The following is a 15,424-nucleotide window of genomic DNA, read 5'->3' as shown; positions in this document are numbered from 1 at the left end:
GGTCTCGGCCGTGACGATCAACTCGAACCTGACTACGTTCGCAGGCCTGCCGATCGTGGCGTGGAACGACGAGGACAACGCGCCCGACGATCCGGGCGCGGTGGCGTGGCGGCTTGAGGTCGAGGACTTCGACGCGGATGCGGCGGAGATCGAGCGGGCCTTCGAAGAGCTGCTGAAACGCGTGGGGGACGGCGGTCCGGTCGCGCTGGTCGTCGGGGAGTGGGGCGGGGCGTACGAGCGGGAGTTCCCGATCGATCTGCTGGTGCGCAACGCGTCGCGGCTGAGCCGGCTTCGGGCGCTGTTCGTGGCCGAGCTGACCTACGAGCAGTGTGAGATCTCCTGGCTCAAGCTCGGCGACATCACCCCGCTGCTCGAGGCCTTCCCACGGCTTGAGCGGCTCTGGGTGCGCGGCGCCGACGGGCTGGCGCTGACGCCGGTGCGCCACGAGGGGCTGCGCGAGCTGGTTCTGCAGTCGGGTGGCCTGCCGGTCGAGGTGGTGCGCGCGGTCGCCGCCTGCGATTTTCCGAGTCTCACGCATCTGGAGCTGTGGCTCGGCGTGTCCAACTACGGCGGTGACGCCCGCGCCGACGACCTCGCGCCGATCCTGGCCGGCCAGCGGCTGCCCGCGCTGACCTCGCTGGGCGTGCGCAACGCCGAGATCGCCGACGAGGTGGCCGCGGCCGTCGCCGCCGCGCCGGTGGTCGCGCGGCTCACCGAGCTCGACCTGTCGATGGGCGCGATGAGCGACGCGGGTGGCGAGGCGCTGCTCACCGGGCAGCCACTCACCCACCTGACCTCGCTCAGCCTGAGCCACCACTTCATGACCGAGGAGCTGGCGCAGCGGCTGGTCGAGGAGCTTCCGGGAGTGCGGGTCGACGTCTCCGACCGGCAGCAGGAAGAGGAGTGGGGCCGGTACACCGCGGTGGCGGAATGATGCGTCTGGCCGTCGTGGGCAATCCGGCCAACCGGCGGGTCAAGCTCTTCACGGCGGCTGCCGGCCGGGCGGGATTCAAAGAGCCTGACGTGTACGCCTGGCGCGACGTGCTCACCGGTGGGCCCGTGCCCGGTCCGGGTGCGACCGTGCGGATCGACTCGCCGGGTGAGGATGCCGAGGTCGAGCGGCTGCTGCGGGGCGCCGGCGAAACCGCGTTGCCGGGCGAGATCGTGGGCGGCGCGGACGCGTACGATGGCCTGGAAAAGATCTTGGATCGCATCGCCGCAGGCGGCGGTCGTCTGCTGAACCCACCCGCCGATGTTCTGGTCATGAATGACAAGCGCCGGTGTCACGCGCGGCTGGCCGATGCGGGGATTCCGGTGCCGGCGGCGCTGCCCCCGGTCGGCGATTACGCCGGGCTGCGCGCGGCGATGCGCGCGGCGGGATGGCAGCGGGTGTTCGTGAAGCCGGCGCACGGCTCGTCGGCCTCAGGTGTGCTGGCGCTCGCCGTCGCGAGGTCGCGGATCATGGCGATGACCTCGGTCGAGATCGGTGACGACGGGCGGCTTTACAACAACTTGCGGGTACGGCGTTACGAAGGCGAGCGGCAGATCGCGGAGATCGTCGATCGGCTCGGGCCGGACGGTCTCCACGTCGAGCGGTGGTTTCCCAAGGCCGGGCTCGGCGATCGCGCGCTCGACCTGCGCGTGGTGGTGATCGCGGGCGAGCCTAGGCATGTCGTCGTGCGGACGAGCCGGACGCCGCTGACCAATCTGCATCTTGGTAACGCTCGCGGCGACGTGGCGACGGTCCGCGCGGCGGCCGGCGAGAAGGCGTGGGAGGCGGCGATGCGCACCTGCTCCGATGTGGCCCGATGCTTCCCGCGCAGCCTGCACGTCGGCGTCGACCTGATGTTCCGGGCCGGGTGGCGGGCGCACGCGGTGGCCGAGGTGAACGCGTTCGGCGACCTGCTGACCGGCATCGACACCTACGGCGACGAGATCGCGGCGCTGGCCGACGGGCGGTACGACGCGTGCGCGCGATGATCGGCAGCCACGACCTGCTCTTCGTCACGCTCGATACGCTGCGCTACGACGTGGCGGCGACGGCGCTCGCGGAGGGGCGCACGCCGACGCTGGCCGCGGTCCTGCCGGGCGGGGTGTGGGAGCGGCGGCACACGCCGGCGAGCTTCACGTACGCGGCTCATCAGGCGTTCTTCGCCGGGTTCCTGCCGACGCCGACGACGCCGGGGCCACACGAGCGGCTCTTCGCGGCCCGCTTCGCCGGGAGCGAGTCGAGCGGGGAGTCGACGTACGTCTTCGACGCGGCCGATCTGCCGGGAGCCTTGGCGGCGGAGGGCTATCACACGGTGTGCCTGGGTGGGGTCGGGTTCTTCAATCCAGGGGCGCCGCTGGGGCGGGTTCTGCCGGGGCTGTTCGCCGAGGCGCATTGGGAGCCGGCTTTCGGGGTGACCGCGCCCGACTGTTTCGGCGCGCAGATCGATCGCCTGGCGACCGTCATCTCGTCGCTGGAGAAAGACCAGCCGCTCTTCTCCTTCGTCAATGTCGCGGCTCTGCACCAGCCGAACAAGCACTATCTGCCGGGGGCCGACGTCGATTCGCCGGCGAGCCACGCGGCCGCGCTGGCCTATGTGGACGGTCGGCTCGGGCGGCTGTTCGAGCTGGTAACCGGTCGTGGACGGCCGTGCCAGGTGATCATTTGCTCGGATCACGGGACGCTCTACGGGGAGGACGGGCACGTGGGACATCGGGTGGCGCATCCGGCGGTGTGGACGGTGCCGTACGCGGAATTCGTCCTGCGATGAAGGTCGACGACTCGCCCTATCAGGGCTACCTCTACGCCTATCCGCACAAGACCGCCTATCGGCGGCTGGAACCGCGCCGCGCATTGAGCGAGGTGTGGCGCGACGAGCCCCGGGACGCGCTTTTCGGGTACGTGCACGTGCCGTTCTGCGAGATGCGATGCGGCTTCTGCAATCTCTTCACCCGGGCCAACCCGGCCGCCGATCAGGTGACCGCGTATCTCGCGCAGTTGCGGCGGCAGGCGGCGGCGGTGCGCGAGAGCCTCGGCGAGGATGTCACCTTCGCGCAGTTGGCCATCGGTGGCGGGACGCCGACCTATCTGACGGCGAGCGAGCTGTCGTCGCTGTTCGAGATTTTGTCGGCGGGGTTCGGGGCGGGCTCGCTGCCGCTTTCCGTCGAGACGTCGCCGGCCACCGCGACTCCGGATCGGCTGGCCGTGCTGGCCGCCTTCGGCGCGACGCGGGTCAGCATGGGCGTGCAGAGCTTCATCGACGCGGAGGCGCGTGCGGCCGGGCGACCGCAGCGGATCGGGGAGGTGATGCGGGCGCTGGAGGTCATTCGAGCGGCTGCGATACCCGTACTCAATGTGGATTTGATTTATGGAATTGACGGGCAGACCCCGGCGAGCTGGCAGAGGTCGTTGGAGGCGGCGCTGGAATGGCGGCCCGAGGAGCTCTATCTCTATCCGCTCTATGTGCGGCCGCTGACCGGGCTGGGACGGCGGGAGCACGGGCGGGACGGCTGGGATCGGCAGCGGCAGGAGCTTTATTGGCAAGCGGTTTCGGTGCTGTCGGGGGCCGGATATTCGCAGTTGTCCATGCGGCAGTTCCGGCGCCTTGCTCCGGACAAATCGGACTACTGCTGCCAAGACGACGGCATGGTCGGGCTCGGGTGCGGAGCACGGTCCTATACGTCCGCCTTGCACTACTCGTTCGACTACGCGGTCGGCATATCCGAGGTGCGGGCGGTGATCGACGACTATCTGGCTCGGCCCGCCGACGACTTCCGCTATGCCGAGATCGGCTTCGAGTTGTCTGCCGCGGAACAGCGGCGGCGATGGCTGCTCAAATCGCTCCTGCGGGCGGAGGGCGTCGATGCTTTCGCCTATCGTGATCGCTTCGGCAGCGCGCACGTCGACGACTTTCCGCAGCTCGGCGAGCTGGTCTCGCGCGGCTGGCTGAGCGATGACCGGTGCGTGCTGACCGCGGCCGGGCTGGCGCGCTCGGACGCGATCGGGCCGTGGCTGGTCTCCGGGCCGGTCCGCGAGGCGATGGGCGCGTACGTGCCGCGATGAACGACGACCTCTATGTCCTCTATCGGGGGCCGCTCGCGAGCTGCAACTACGACTGTCCCTACTGCCCGTTCGCGAAGCGGGTCGATCCGCCCGCGCTGCTCCGCGCTGACAAGGCCGATCTGCTGCGCTTCTCGTCGTGGGTCGCGGGCACCGACGACCGGCGGCTCTCGGTGCTGTTCACGCCGTGGGGCGAAGGGCTGACCCGCAGCTGGTACCGCGAGACGATCGTGCGCCTCTCCCACCTGCCGCACGTGGCGCGGGTGGCGATCCAGACAAATCTCGCGGCTCGGGTCGACTGGCTCTCGTCGGCCAACCCCGAGGTGGCCGCGCTCTGGGCCACCTATCACCCCGGACAGGTGTCGCTGTCGCGCTTCCTCGCCCGGTGCCGGCAGCTCGATGCGCTGGGCGTGCGCTACTCGGTCGGGGTGGTCGGGCTCCCGGAGCACTACGACGCGGCGGTCGAGCTGCGATCGGCGCTGCCGCCGTCGGTCTACCTGTGGGTCAACGCCGCCGAGGGCCACCTTTACACCGCGGCCGAGGAGAGTCGTTGGACCGGGCTCGATCCGCGCTTCGGCGATAGCGTCCGTCCACATCGCTCGCTGGGGCTGCCCTGCCACGCCGGGGAGACCGCGATCTCGGTCCTCGGCGACGGCACGGTGCGCCGCTGCCACTTCATCCCGGCGCCGATCGGCAACCTCTACGACGGATCCTGGCGCGCGGCCTTACGGCCACGACCCTGCGGCAACGACATCTGCGACTGCCACATCGGCTACGTGCATCTCAAGCATTTACAACTGCGTGACGTGTACGCCGACGGCCTGCTCGAACGGATCCCGGCGCTCTGGCCGCCCCCGGAAAATGTCGTACCCCGACGATACGGTTCTGCCTAAGTCGTCGACCTCCTGGAGGCTTGATGTATCGGCAGGGTGATGTGCTGATCGTCCCGGTGGCGCCCACCGAGGTGCCCGGGTGCGCGCCGGTCCCGCGCGACCGCCGCGGCCGCATGGTCCTGGCCCGCGGCGAGGCCACCGGTCACGCCCACGTGATCGGCGGCCCGGGTCTGCAGCTGCTGGCCGACCTCGACGATCCCGAGCGCATGTTCGTCGACATCCCGAGCTATGGCCGGGTGACCCACGAGGAGCACGGCCCGATCTCGCTGCCGGCCGGGCGCTATCGCGTGGTGCGCCAGCGGGAGTATGTGCCTGGTTCCTTCCGCCCGGTCGCGGATTGAGGGGCGGCGCGATGCGACTCAGTTCCTTTGCCCGGTTGCGGATTGAGGGCGGGCTCGATGCGACTCAGTTCCTTTTGCCCGGTAGCGGATTGAAGGGCGACGCGATGCGACTCACCGACGAGCAGGAGACGATGGCCGCTGCCATCGAGGATCAGTGGCTGGCCGCGGCGCTGGAGGCGGCGCCCGCCGATCGGGGCGCCGCCGAGGCGGGCGTGCGCGAGGCGTATCGCGTGGCGGGTCTGCCCGAGCCCGAGCGCGTGTTCTGGGTGGGGTCGCCACGAGCGGGGGCGGTGGCGGCCGCTCTGCTGTCGCCGGGCGCCTCGCGCGATTCGGTGCCGTGGGTCGCCGGCGTCTGGTCGGCGCTGGTCTGCCAGGGGTGGCAGCCCGGCGAGACCGATGGCGGGCCGGTTCGGCGCCGGGTCCGCACCGAGCCGTGGGCGGCCGCCCGTGACCGGGCGTCCCGCGTGCTCGGCACCGAGGGCTGGGCACAGCTGAGCGTCGCCGCCGGCCGCCGCGGCTGGGGCCTCGCGATGGACAGGGTCGCCGCCCGCCTGCGCCAGCGCCTCGGCGACGACCTCACCGCCGATCTCCCCGGCGACCTGGGCCGGGCCGCGCGCTCCCGGCTGCTCGACGCCATCTACGGCCAGCACGACGGCGCGTGGCTGGCAACCTTCGACGCCGCCGACCGCGTGCGCCCCGGCGCCGGCCTGATGGAGGGCCTCACCGGTCTCGCCGCCGTGGCCCGCAGCGCCGGCTGGTGGTGGGCGGGTTCCCGGTTCGCCGTCCTCACCGAGCGCCCCACCCTGCTGGCCCGCGACAACGTCGGCCGTCTGCATCGGGGCGAGGGTCCCGCGCTGGAGTTCCCCGACGGCTACGCCCTGTGGGCGTGGCGCGGCATGCCGATCCCCGCCGCCCTGGCAGCCCAGCTGCCCACGCTGACCGCCGACCGGATAGGCGCCGAGACCAACGCCGAGTTGCGCCGCGTCATGCTGGAGCACTACGGCTACGACCGCTATCTGCGCGAGTCCGGCGCCCGCTCCCTGCACACCGACGAGACCGGCACGTTGTGGTACCTGGATCTTCCCGGCGACGAGCCCTTGGTGATGGTCGAGGTGGTCAACGCGACTCCCGAGCCCGACGGCACCAGCCGCATCTACTGGTTGCGCGTCCCGCCGACCACTCGCACCGCCCGCGAGGGCGTGGCATGGACGTTCGGCCTCACCGTCGACGAGTACCAGCCCCTGCTCCAGACGTAACCCGCACAGGCCCGCCGACACCCACGGACCGCGCCGGCCCGGCTGGCGCACGGCGCTCCGGGCTGGGCTCCCGGGCCGCGCGCCGCCACCTCGGGCCCGCGCGCCGCCACCTCGGGCCCGCGCGCCGCCACCTCGGGCCCGCGCGCCGCCACCTCGGGCCCGCGCGCCGCCACCTCGGGCCCGCGCGCCAGCCACGCCAGGCCGGGAGCCATCCCTGGCCCGCGCGCCGCCACCCCGGCCACGCGGCAGGCGCTGCCGCCCGGGCGCGCTGCCGCCGTCCAGCCGGGCTGGATGTGGCCGGCCGGCCGGGCTGCCTTGGCCGTCAGCGCCGGGCGGCCGGGCGGAGTATCGCTTCGGTTTCGGGGTCGGGGAGGAGCTCGCGCACCTCCTGCGCGCAGCGGCAACCGACGGCAATCTTGGCGGCCCACGCCACCGCCTCGTCGCGCGAGGGCACGTCGACGACCACGAAGCCGCCGATGACCTCCTTGGTCTCGGGATACGGGCCGTCGGTGACCAGCCCGTCCGTGGCCACAACGCTCGCCTGCTGGCGCTCCAGCCCGGCGCCGAAGACGAACACGCCGGCGTTCACGGCCTCCCAGATCACCGCGTGCGAAGCCTTGCCCACGTCGGCCATGTCCTCGGCGGGGATGTGATCCATCGCGCCGTCGTTGAACGAGATCAAGTACCGGGGCATCCGATGACTCCCTTGTTCCGGCGGCCTCCGACGGCCGCCTGTCACCTTGTTCTACGAACGACTCGACCCGGATCCGACGCTATTACAAAGATTCGAACGAGGCGCTCACACCGAGCGCCAGCAACACCCGGCAAAGCACCGCATATCCGGACCCATCTCGGTAGTTCTCGTACTTGCGGGCCTTGCCGCCGATCGGCCGCACCTTCACCCGGCCGGGCGTGAGCTCGACCCGCTCGATCGCGCCCCACGGCGTGACGGCCGCGTCCTTGGGGCCCGCAATCCCGTCGCGATTCACCCGGATGTCGCCGCGCACGATGGTGGCGCCGTCGCGGATGGCCGACGCCAGCCGGGCCACCACGAGGGCGGCAGCCTGGCCGGTGATCAGGTCGGCGATCGACGGGAAGCGGGGAATCGCGTCGCCGACCCGGGCCGGCGCCAGCGCGCGGATCATGCCGCCGACCGGGCCGTACGGGTCGAGCGCGTTCGCGTACTTCGCCGTGATCGGGACGGTCCGGCCGTCGGCGGTGGTGAGGCGGAAGCCTTCGTAGTCCCACGCGGACTGCGACTCCGAGCCGGCCGAGCTCCACTCGTCGACCACGTCGGTGACCTCGTCCCACCGGACCACGCGCGGCGGCCCGCCGGGGTCGATCTCGGCCAGGCCGCCCGCGTAGCCGTACAGCCATCGGGTGAAGCGGCCGCGCCGCGAGATCACGAAGAAGACCAGGACGTAGCCGCCGGCGAGGAAAGGCGAGACGCCGAGGATCGGCACCGCCGCCTCCGGCGCCCACACCAGGAGCAGAACGACGACGAGCAGGAAGACGGGGATCGGCGCGAGCAGGCGCATCACCCGGCGCGCGCCCAGCGGAGGGGTTATCTCGGTGTGGTAGATGCCCAGCGGCTCGCCCAGGCCGAGCGAGCCGCCGATCTGGACAGCGTGCTGCCAGGTGGCGGCGTTTGGCGCCGGCCGGTCGGTCATACGTCACTGGGTAGCACCGCGCGGCAAGTGCGCGGATCAGCCGGGCAGGGCCGTTCTCAGGTCCCGTCGGCTGGTGATGCCGAGCTTGCCGAAGACCTTGCGCAGGTGCCATTCGACCGTGCGGGCGCTGAGGAACAGCTCGGCGGCGATCTCGGGGTTGGACTGGCCGTCGCGGGCCCGGCGGGCGATCTGGCGTTCCTGCGGGGTCAGGTCCACGGCCGCGGGCGCCTCGCTGCGGACGATCTCGCCGCAGGCGGCCAGCTCCCGGCGGGCGCGGTCGGCGAAGGCATCGGTGCCGAACGAAACAAACATCTCGTACGCGGTGCGAAGCTGCGAACGCGCGTCGACGCGCCGATTCTCGCGACGCAGCCACTCGCCGTACACGAGATGTGCCCTCGCCAAGGGAAAGGCGCCGCGGCACTTGCTCAATCGATCGATGGCCTCGCGATAGAGCGGCTCCGCCGCTCCGCCCTCGACCAGCAGCGCTCGCGATCGCGCCTCCACGCCCAGCGCCCAATCCGTGCCGCAGGCGGTGGTGCGCTCGGCGAGCCGCGCAAGTCCACGAGAAGCGCCGTCCAGGTCTCCGGCGCGGGCCGCGGCCTCGACCAGCTCGACCAGCGCCCAGTTGGCGAAACCGGTCTCCAGCTCGTAGGAAGCCGCCTGCGACGCCGCCGCGTAAGCCTCGGCGTAACGGCCCAGCCCGTTGTAGAGCACGGCCAGCACCACCTGCACGATGGTGAAGACCGTCCCTTCTCGACGGTCGGTCGCGCCGTCCGCCGTCGCCTGCCGCAGCCGCAGCACCTCCTGCTCGTCGCCGCGCCAGCCGGCCACCACCAGCGGCGCGAAGCCGTGCGACGGCCGGCCGGTGGCCGCGATCACCGCGTCGATCTCGTCGGCGAGCACGGCCGCCTGGGCGACCTCGCCCTGGTGCAGGTGCAGGCCGATCCGCATGTGCAGGATGTACGACAGGCCGGTCAGCTCGCCGTTGCCCCGGGCCAGCCGCAGGTACGCCGAGGTGATCGCGTGCCAGGCCGCGTCGTCGAAGACCGAGTTGGCCGCGGCGCAGACCGTGTGCGGCCAGTGGATCGACTCCTCGACGGCCAGATCGTCCACATCGAACTGTGCCAGCGCGCGGCGCACCGGCGGCGCCCCGGCCGGGAAGCCGTCGGTGAACAGCGTCGCCAGCCCGTCCAGCAGCAGGTCGGGCAGGCGCGGCTCGCGGGCGGCCGGCGGCGCGGCCCGCACGGCGGCGGCGACCTCGGGAAGGCCGGCGTCCTCGGCGAAACGGCCCACGAAGTTCGCCGCGGCGAACGCCTCGAGGTAGATGTCCCGCGCCCGGCCCGGATCCAGCCGTTCGAACCGCCGCGCGGCGTCGACCAGGAGCCCGGGCGCCCGCACGCTGTCGGCCGACGCGAAGGCCATCTGCCCGCGCAGCAGGTCGATCCGAGCGTCCCGCACCTCGTCGTCCGGCCCGGCCGAGGCCCGCGCGAGCAGCCGGGTCGCCACCTCCGGCGAGCCGGCCCTGTACGTCTCGCGGGCCGCCGCCAGCTCCCGCTCGGCGCGCCGGCCGGGGTCCTCGGTCAGGTCGGCCGCCCGTTCCAGGAAAGCCGCCGCTGCCGCGAGCCCGCCGCGCGCGCGAGCCCGGTCGGCCGACGCCTCCAGCTCGGTGGCGACCGCCTCATCGGGGCCGGAGGTGGCCTGCGCCCGGTGCCACGCGCGCCGGTCGGGGTCGGCGACCGGATCGGTCGCCTCGGCGAGGGCCGCGTGCGCCCGCCGCCGCTCCTCCGGCTCGGCCGTGCGATAGGCCGCCGACCGCACCAGCGGATGCCGGAAGGCTGCCCGCAACCCCAGGTGCAGCAGCCCGGCCTCCTCGAGCTCGTCACCGGCGTCGCGAGAGACCCCCAGCCGCTCGGCGGCCTGCCACAGGATGGCCGGGTCGCCGACCGGGTCGGCCGCGGCGAGCAGCAGCAACAACCGGGCCGGGGCGGTCAGGTCGCCGATGCGGCGGCGGAAGCTCTCCTCGATCCGGACCGGCAGCGGCAGCGCCTCGGGCAGCGCGAACCCGCCGGCCAGGTCGACCGGCGACACCCGGGCCGGCAGCTCCAGCAGCGCCAGCGGGTTGCCGCGGGCCTCGGCCAGGATCGCGTCGCGGACGTCCGAGTCCAGCGGCCAGGGCGCCACCGACGCGAGCAGGGCGCGCGCGTCCCTCTCGCCCAGGCCCTCGACCGGCAGCGCCGGCAGGTCGCCCAGCACCGGGGCGGCCGGGCCGGGCTGCTCGCGGACCGCGAAGACCATCAGCACCGACTCGGTGACCAGCCGCCGGGCCACGAAGCCGAGGGTCTGCGCCGACGCCCGGTCCAGCCACTGGGCGTCGTCGACCACGCACAGCAGCGGCCGGTCGGCGGCGACCTCGGACACCAGGGTCAGCACGGCGAGGCCGACGAAGAGCGGGTTGGGGGCGGCGCCGGCGCGCAGGCCGAAGGTGGTGCCGAGCGCCTCCTGCTGGGGTTCCGGCAACCGGTCGAGCCGGTCCAGCAGCGGGCCGCAGAGCTGGTGCAACGCGGCGAAGGGCAGCTCACGCTCGGATTCGACACCGGCGACGCGTACGACCCGGATGTCGCTCGCCGCGGCGACCAGATCGTCCAGCAGCGCGGTCTTGCCGACGCCGGCCTCGCCGCGCAACACGGTGGCGCCGCTGCGGCCCTGACGGGCGGCGTCGAGCAGGTTTGCCAGAGCCGCCTGCTGCTGGGCGCGGCCGAGCAACATCGTCACGTCACAGGAGTTTAGGCCGTTCTCGCGATGTGGTTCTGAGCAGGGCTTACATTGATCGATTCCGGCTGGCGGGGGATGATTCGCGGCGGGGGTTCGACAGCCGGGGGGCGTGGCGGTGTTGCGGGGGCGCGATGACGAGCGCGCGGAGTTGCAGCAGCTGGTGCGGGCGGCACGGGACGGGCGCAGCGGCGTCCTGGTCGTGCTGGGCGAGGCCGGCGTGGGCAAGACGGCGCTGCTCGACGACGTGGTGTCGGGCGCGAGCGACCTGCGGGTCGTACGCGTCGCTGCCGTGGAATCGGAGATGGAGCTGCCCTTCGCGGCGTTGCACCAGCTCTGCGGCCCGCTGCTGGACCGGCTCGACCGGTTGCCGGCGCCGCAGCGCGACGCCCTCGCGACCGTGTTCGGGCTGGCCGCCGGGCCGCCGCCCACCCCGTTCCTGGTCGGGCTGGCGGTGCTGACGCTGCTCTCCGAGGTCGCCGCGGCACGCCCGCTGGCCTGCGTGGTCGACGACGCGCAATGGCTGGACGGCGCGTCCGCGCAGGCGCTCGCGTTCGTGGCCCGGCGGCTGGGCGCCGAGTCGGTGCTGATGCTGTTCGCGGCGCGCGAGCCGATGCCGATGCTGAGCGGCCTGCCCGAACTTGTGCTGCGCGGGTTGCCCGACCACAGCGCGCGGGAGCTGCTCGCCTCGGTGGTGCGCTGGCCGCTCGACGAACGGGTCCGGGCCGCGGTGCTGGCCGAGGCGCGCGGCAACCCGCTCGCGCTGCTGGAGCTCCCGCTCGCGCCGGACGACATGGCCGGCGGGTACCGGCTGCCGCTGGCCGGGCGGATCGAGACGAGCTTTCTGCGCCGCCTGGACGGCCTGTCCGAGCGGACCCGGCTGCTGATGCTGGTCGCGGCGGCCGACCCGGTGGGCGACTCGGCGCTGCTGTGGCGGGCCGCCGGCCGGCTCGGGCTGGGCCGGGAGCTGGCCGACGAGGCCGAGGCCGCGGGCCTGCTGCGAATCGGGGTGCGGGTGGTGTTCCGGCATCCGCTGGTGCGCTCGGCGATCTACCGGGCCGCGACCGCGGCCGACCGGCGGCGGGCGCATCGGGCCTTGGCCGAGGCGACGTCCGCCCGCTCCGACCCGGACCGGCACGCCTGGCACCGCGCCTACGCGACTGCCGACCCGGACGAGTCGGTGGCGGCCGAGCTGGAGGCGGCCGCGGGCCGGGCGCAGTCGTTCGGCGGCTCGGCGGCGGCCGCGGCGTTCCTGGAACGCGCGGCCGAGCTCACTCCCGACCCGGCGGCCCGGGCCGACCGCCAGCTCGCGGCGGCGTGGGCGAAGTCGCAGGCGGGCGCGAACGACGCGGCGCGGCTTCTGCTTGCTCGCGCAGGCACGGGTCCGCCGGACGCGCTGCGCGGCGCCCGGATCGCGGCGCTGCGCGGTCAGCTCACCGTTCTCTCCGACGACAAGGCCGAGGGACCCGCCCTTCAGGTCGAGACGGCCCGCAAGTTCGAGCACCTCGACGCGCGCCAGTCCCGGGCCGCCTACCTGGACGCGTTCGCCGGCTCGTTCTACGTAGGACGGTTCGCGGGCTCGGTGGGCGTGCGCGAGGTGGCCGCGGCGGCGCGTCAGGCGCCGCCGGCGTCGGCTCCGCCGACAACCGCCGACCTTCTCCTCGACGGTTTGGCCCTGCTGCTGACCGACGGCTATGCGGTGGGTGTTTTTCCCGTACGGCGAGCGCTGGTCGCTTTTCTCGAGGACGAGCCGCCTCTGGGGGATGCCCTGCGGTTCTTCTTCGTCGTCTGCGAAGCAGCCCAGAACGTCTGGGACGACCACCTGCTGTTCCGCCTGACCGCCCGGTACCTGCAGCTGGCGCGCGAGGCCGGGGCGCTGACCGTGCTGCCGATCGCGCTGCACCTGCGGATCAGCGTGCTGCTGCACAACGGCGAGATCGCCGGGGCGGCCACGCTGGTGGAAGAGCTCGACGCCATCTCCCGGGCCGCCGGCTACGGAGTGACGAGCTACGCCGCGGCCACGGTGGCCGCATGGCGCGGCGACGAAGCGACGGCGGTCCCGCTGGTCGCCGAGTTCGCCGGCACGCTGGCCGCGCGCGGCGAAGGCCTGGGGCTGAGCCGGCTCCAGCACGCCAACGCGATGATGCTCAACGGACTCGGCCGCCACCGGGAGGCGCTCGAGGCCGCCGAGCTGGCGACTTTCGCGCCGCGCGTGACCGACGCCGCGAACCGCGGACTGGTCGAGCTGGTCGAGGCGGCGGTGCACTGCGGCGAACGGGAGATCGCCCTGCGGGCGCTGGAGCGACTGACGCGGACGGCCGAGCCGAGCGGCACGCCGTGGGCGCTGGGCGCGTGCGCGTACACCCGGGCCTTGATCTTCGAAGACGAGGACCAGTACCGCGAGGCGATCGAACGGTTGGGGGAGAGCCGCGGCGTCGTCGCTCTGGGGCGCGCGCATCTCGCGTACGGTGAATGGCTGCGCCGCAAGGATCGCCGGGCCGACGCCCTCCCGCACGTGCGCAAAGCCCACGAGATCTTCACCAGCACCGGCGCGGAAGCTTTCGCCGACCGCACCCGCCGCGAACTGACCGCCGCCGGCGAGCGGATCGCCCGGCCGGCGCCCGCGCAGGCGGTCGAGCTGACCGACCAGGAGCGGCAGATAGCCCGCCGCGCCCGCGACGGCCAGTCCAACCCCGAGATCGGCGCCGAGCTGTTCCTCAGCACCCGCACGGTGGAGTGGCACTTGCGCAAGGTCTTCGCCAAGCTGGGCATCTCCAGCCGCCGCGAACTGCGCGACGCCCTGACCGACATACGATGACCGGTTCAACGCTTCCGTCGGGCAGCCGAAGCCTTCTTCGAATGTCGGCCGACCGTCCAGTCGGCAGCCGGGCCGTGCACGTCCAATTCGTATCGGTCGCCACTGTCACCGGAATCGGTGTCCGGTCCTCGGCCCACCACCCAGTTCTCCGATCGACCGTGGACGCGTATCACATACTCGTCACCCCGAGGTGGAGCCGGTGGCGCGGAGCGGAACCGCCAACCGGTGACGGCAAGAATCAGCCCGAGGATGGCGATGAACAACTGCATGACACTGGACCATTTGTCGGCCCTGTCGAGTCCTTGAGTCACCAGAAAGGCCACGGCCGCCGCGGAGATCAGAACGGCGCCCGTGCCGACAGTCAACCGGTAGAGATGGCGTCGATTCATGTGTCGCCCCTAAAGTCCGAAACTGTGATCGGCAACGCTCGTACTTGTGTGCGGCGTGCCGTTCCGGTCGGCAACAAATGGACCGGGGAGCCTGATTTCGTCGAACCCGGAAAACTCGGCCTTACTGGCTTCCACCTGCACCAGGGCCGACACGCTCACGCGGCTACCCACCACTGAGCCGTCGGCGTCGGCCACCTCTATCGCGCCGCGCCGCACGGACGTCATGGATGGCGTGACGCCTTGTGCTTCCACGTCGCCCAGAGATTCGGTGCCGAGGTTTTCGGTAACATGCCGCGCGAGTTCGCGTGTCGCCAGTGAATAGCGAAGGAAAAGGGCCATCTGCCGCACGGCTTCTTTGTTGTCGCGAAGTACCTCTCTGACATCCAAGCTATGATCCCGTACGCGGTAGTTGTGCCGCACCACGACGCGATGACCCGGTCCGACCCTTGCATTCGAGCAATCTCGCGTGCTGATCTGCACGCGACGCTCGGTCGGGAATCGAATCAGGCAGTCTTTCCTGGGGATGCGCTTCCGCTGGGGCAGGGCCCGGCGGAAACGCGCGTTCGCCGCCGCGTTGTTCGGGTCGCGCAGTACGTCGAGAAACGCGCGTCGGGCGGAGCGGGCAAGCCTGCTGAGTGGCTTGGCCGAAAGTCTCAGCCGCTTGAAGCGATAGGACACCCGGTGTTCAACGTGGCTGCGTGGGCCGATGACCAGACGATTCGACTTCACGAAAGTGACATCGCCGATCACACCGACCACGCGACGGCGGAGCGTGCCGGCGGCATGTGGCGGCACGAAGACCACGACCGTCATCCGGTCGCTGGGGCTTGCCGGATCCGGGGCGGGAGGTGCGGATCTCTGTTTCGGAGGGCGCACGGCTTTGCTGGCCGGCCGCCCGGCTGCCGGTGTCCGCGGGCGTGGGCTTGTGTCAGGGGCCGTATCGATGCGAATCCTTGCGACAGGCGCTGGATCGATGGCGGTGGACTCTGGTCGTTCGCCTTGCCTCGTCGTTGTTTCGATGACGACTTGAGTCGGCGGCACCCGGTCCACCGGCTCGAGACCGGATCGTCCTGCCGGCGCGGCTCGCCGGGATGGGGCGATCCGCACGATCCGCAACACCAGACGGCGGGCGGAGTCGTCGCTGCGATTCGCCAGCAGCAGGGGGACACTCGCGGCGACGACAACAATGAGGAGCGAGACGGCCAGTGCCACGGCTGTGCCCTCCTTCTTGGACCCCAAG

Annotated in this window: 13 protein-coding genes; 8 read left to right on the top strand and 5 right to left on the bottom strand. The window is 72.3% G+C overall.

From position 1 onward, the window contains the following. The first annotated feature begins 10 nt into the window (after positions 1 to 10). From ACQPZX_RS44950 to ACQPZX_RS44920, 7 genes are all read left to right on the top strand, one after another. On the top strand, positions 11 to 934 hold the full coding sequence (locus tag ACQPZX_RS44950; RefSeq protein WP_433370148.1) for an STM4015 family protein: 924 nt from the start codon (positions 11 to 13) through the stop codon (positions 932 to 934). Continuing rightward, positions 931 to 1,980, top strand: a complete 1,050-nt coding sequence (locus tag ACQPZX_RS44945; protein WP_433370145.1) for an STM4014 family protein — start codon at positions 931 to 933, stop codon at positions 1,978 to 1,980. Before ACQPZX_RS44950 ends, ACQPZX_RS44945 begins: the two co-directional genes overlap by 4 nt. Then, positions 1,977 to 2,759 carry an STM4013/SEN3800 family hydrolase gene (locus ACQPZX_RS44940; protein WP_433385869.1) on the top strand — a complete coding sequence of 261 codons (783 nt, stop codon included), beginning with the start codon at positions 1,977 to 1,979 and terminating at the stop codon, positions 2,757 to 2,759. The genes ACQPZX_RS44945 and ACQPZX_RS44940 overlap by 4 nt, the downstream gene beginning before the upstream one ends. After that, on the top strand, positions 2,756 to 4,051 hold the full coding sequence (locus ACQPZX_RS44935) for an STM4012 family radical SAM protein (protein WP_433370142.1): 1,296 nt from the start codon (positions 2,756 to 2,758) through the stop codon (positions 4,049 to 4,051). The genes ACQPZX_RS44940 and ACQPZX_RS44935 overlap by 4 nt, the downstream gene beginning before the upstream one ends. Continuing rightward, entirely contained in the window at positions 4,048 to 4,941 is an 894-nt protein-coding gene (locus ACQPZX_RS44930) for an STM4011 family radical SAM protein (protein WP_433370139.1), read from the top strand. The genes ACQPZX_RS44935 and ACQPZX_RS44930 overlap by 4 nt, the downstream gene beginning before the upstream one ends. A 23-nt stretch (positions 4,942 to 4,964) precedes the next feature. Beyond that, positions 4,965 to 5,282 carry a hypothetical protein gene (locus ACQPZX_RS44925; RefSeq protein ID WP_433370136.1) on the top strand — a complete coding sequence of 106 codons (318 nt, stop codon included), beginning with the start codon at positions 4,965 to 4,967 and terminating at the stop codon, positions 5,280 to 5,282. Between the two features lie 104 nt (positions 5,283 to 5,386). After that, positions 5,387 to 6,538 (top strand): DUF6745 domain-containing protein, encoded by a 1,152-nt coding sequence (locus ACQPZX_RS44920; protein WP_433370133.1) that lies wholly within the window; start codon positions 5,387 to 5,389, stop codon positions 6,536 to 6,538. Between the two features lie 322 nt (positions 6,539 to 6,860). On the opposite strand, the gene ACQPZX_RS44915 is transcribed toward ACQPZX_RS44920, so the two are convergent. The 3 genes from ACQPZX_RS44915 to ACQPZX_RS44905 all read right to left on the bottom strand — a co-directional run bounded on the left by ACQPZX_RS44915 (position 6,861) and on the right by ACQPZX_RS44905 (position 10,974). Further along, on the bottom strand, positions 6,861 to 7,232 hold the full coding sequence (locus ACQPZX_RS44915; RefSeq protein ID WP_433370130.1) for a YciI family protein: 372 nt from the start codon (positions 7,230 to 7,232) through the stop codon (positions 6,861 to 6,863). An 82-nt stretch (positions 7,233 to 7,314) separates the two neighbouring features. Next, positions 7,315 to 8,208: a hypothetical protein gene (locus ACQPZX_RS44910; RefSeq protein ID WP_433370128.1), complete on the bottom strand. Its 894-nt coding sequence runs from the start codon at positions 8,206 to 8,208 to the stop codon at positions 7,315 to 7,317. A gap of 36 nt (positions 8,209 to 8,244) precedes the next feature. After that, positions 8,245 to 10,974 (bottom strand): AAA family ATPase, encoded by a 2,730-nt coding sequence (locus ACQPZX_RS44905; protein WP_433385866.1) that lies wholly within the window; start codon positions 10,972 to 10,974, stop codon positions 8,245 to 8,247. Between the two features lie 115 nt (positions 10,975 to 11,089). Between ACQPZX_RS44905 and ACQPZX_RS44900 the strand changes: the two genes are divergently transcribed. Further along, the gene (locus ACQPZX_RS44900; protein ID WP_433370125.1) at positions 11,090 to 13,795 is read left to right on the top strand and encodes an AAA family ATPase; all 2,706 of its coding nucleotides are present in this window, start codon (positions 11,090 to 11,092) and stop codon (positions 13,793 to 13,795) included. Between the two features lie 5 nt (positions 13,796 to 13,800). Here the strand turns inward: ACQPZX_RS44900 and ACQPZX_RS44895 are convergent, their stop codons facing one another. Together ACQPZX_RS44895 and ACQPZX_RS44890 are read right to left on the bottom strand one after the other, a co-directional pair. Beyond that, the gene (locus ACQPZX_RS44895) at positions 13,801 to 14,184 is read right to left on the bottom strand and encodes a hypothetical protein (RefSeq protein ID WP_433370122.1); all 384 of its coding nucleotides are present in this window, start codon (positions 14,182 to 14,184) and stop codon (positions 13,801 to 13,803) included. 9 nt (positions 14,185 to 14,193) lie between these two features. Continuing rightward, the gene (locus ACQPZX_RS44890; protein ID WP_433370119.1) at positions 14,194 to 15,396 is read right to left on the bottom strand and encodes a hypothetical protein; all 1,203 of its coding nucleotides are present in this window, start codon (positions 15,394 to 15,396) and stop codon (positions 14,194 to 14,196) included. Positions 15,397 to 15,424 lie beyond the last annotated feature (28 nt).

This window comes from Actinoplanes sp. CA-142083 (genome assembly GCF_050942195.1).
GTDB lineage: Bacteria > Actinomycetota > Actinomycetes > Mycobacteriales > Micromonosporaceae > Actinoplanes.
This window is presented reverse-complemented; position numbering and strand designations above follow the sequence as displayed.

Coding starts and splice junctions, on each gene's coding strand:
- ACQPZX_RS44945 (WP_433370145.1), top strand. CDS start 931: ATGATGCGTCTGGCCGTCGTGGGCAATCCGGCCAACCGGCGGGTCAAG.
- ACQPZX_RS44940 (WP_433385869.1), top strand. CDS start 1,977: ATGATCGGCAGCCACGACCTGCTCTTCGTCACGCTCGATACGCTGCGC.
- ACQPZX_RS44935 (WP_433370142.1), top strand. CDS start 2,756: ATGAAGGTCGACGACTCGCCCTATCAGGGCTACCTCTACGCCTATCCG.
- ACQPZX_RS44930 (WP_433370139.1), top strand. CDS start 4,048: ATGAACGACGACCTCTATGTCCTCTATCGGGGGCCGCTCGCGAGCTGC.
- ACQPZX_RS44925 (WP_433370136.1), top strand. CDS start 4,965: ATGTATCGGCAGGGTGATGTGCTGATCGTCCCGGTGGCGCCCACCGAG.
- ACQPZX_RS44920 (WP_433370133.1), top strand. CDS start 5,387: ATGCGACTCACCGACGAGCAGGAGACGATGGCCGCTGCCATCGAGGAT.
- ACQPZX_RS44915 (WP_433370130.1), bottom strand. CDS start 7,232: ATGCCCCGGTACTTGATCTCGTTCAACGACGGCGCGATGGATCACATC.
- ACQPZX_RS44910 (WP_433370128.1), bottom strand. CDS start 8,208: ATGACCGACCGGCCGGCGCCAAACGCCGCCACCTGGCAGCACGCTGTC.
- ACQPZX_RS44905 (WP_433385866.1), bottom strand. CDS start 10,974: ATGTTGCTCGGCCGCGCCCAGCAGCAGGCGGCTCTGGCAAACCTGCTC.
- ACQPZX_RS44895 (WP_433370122.1), bottom strand. CDS start 14,184: ATGAATCGACGCCATCTCTACCGGTTGACTGTCGGCACGGGCGCCGTT.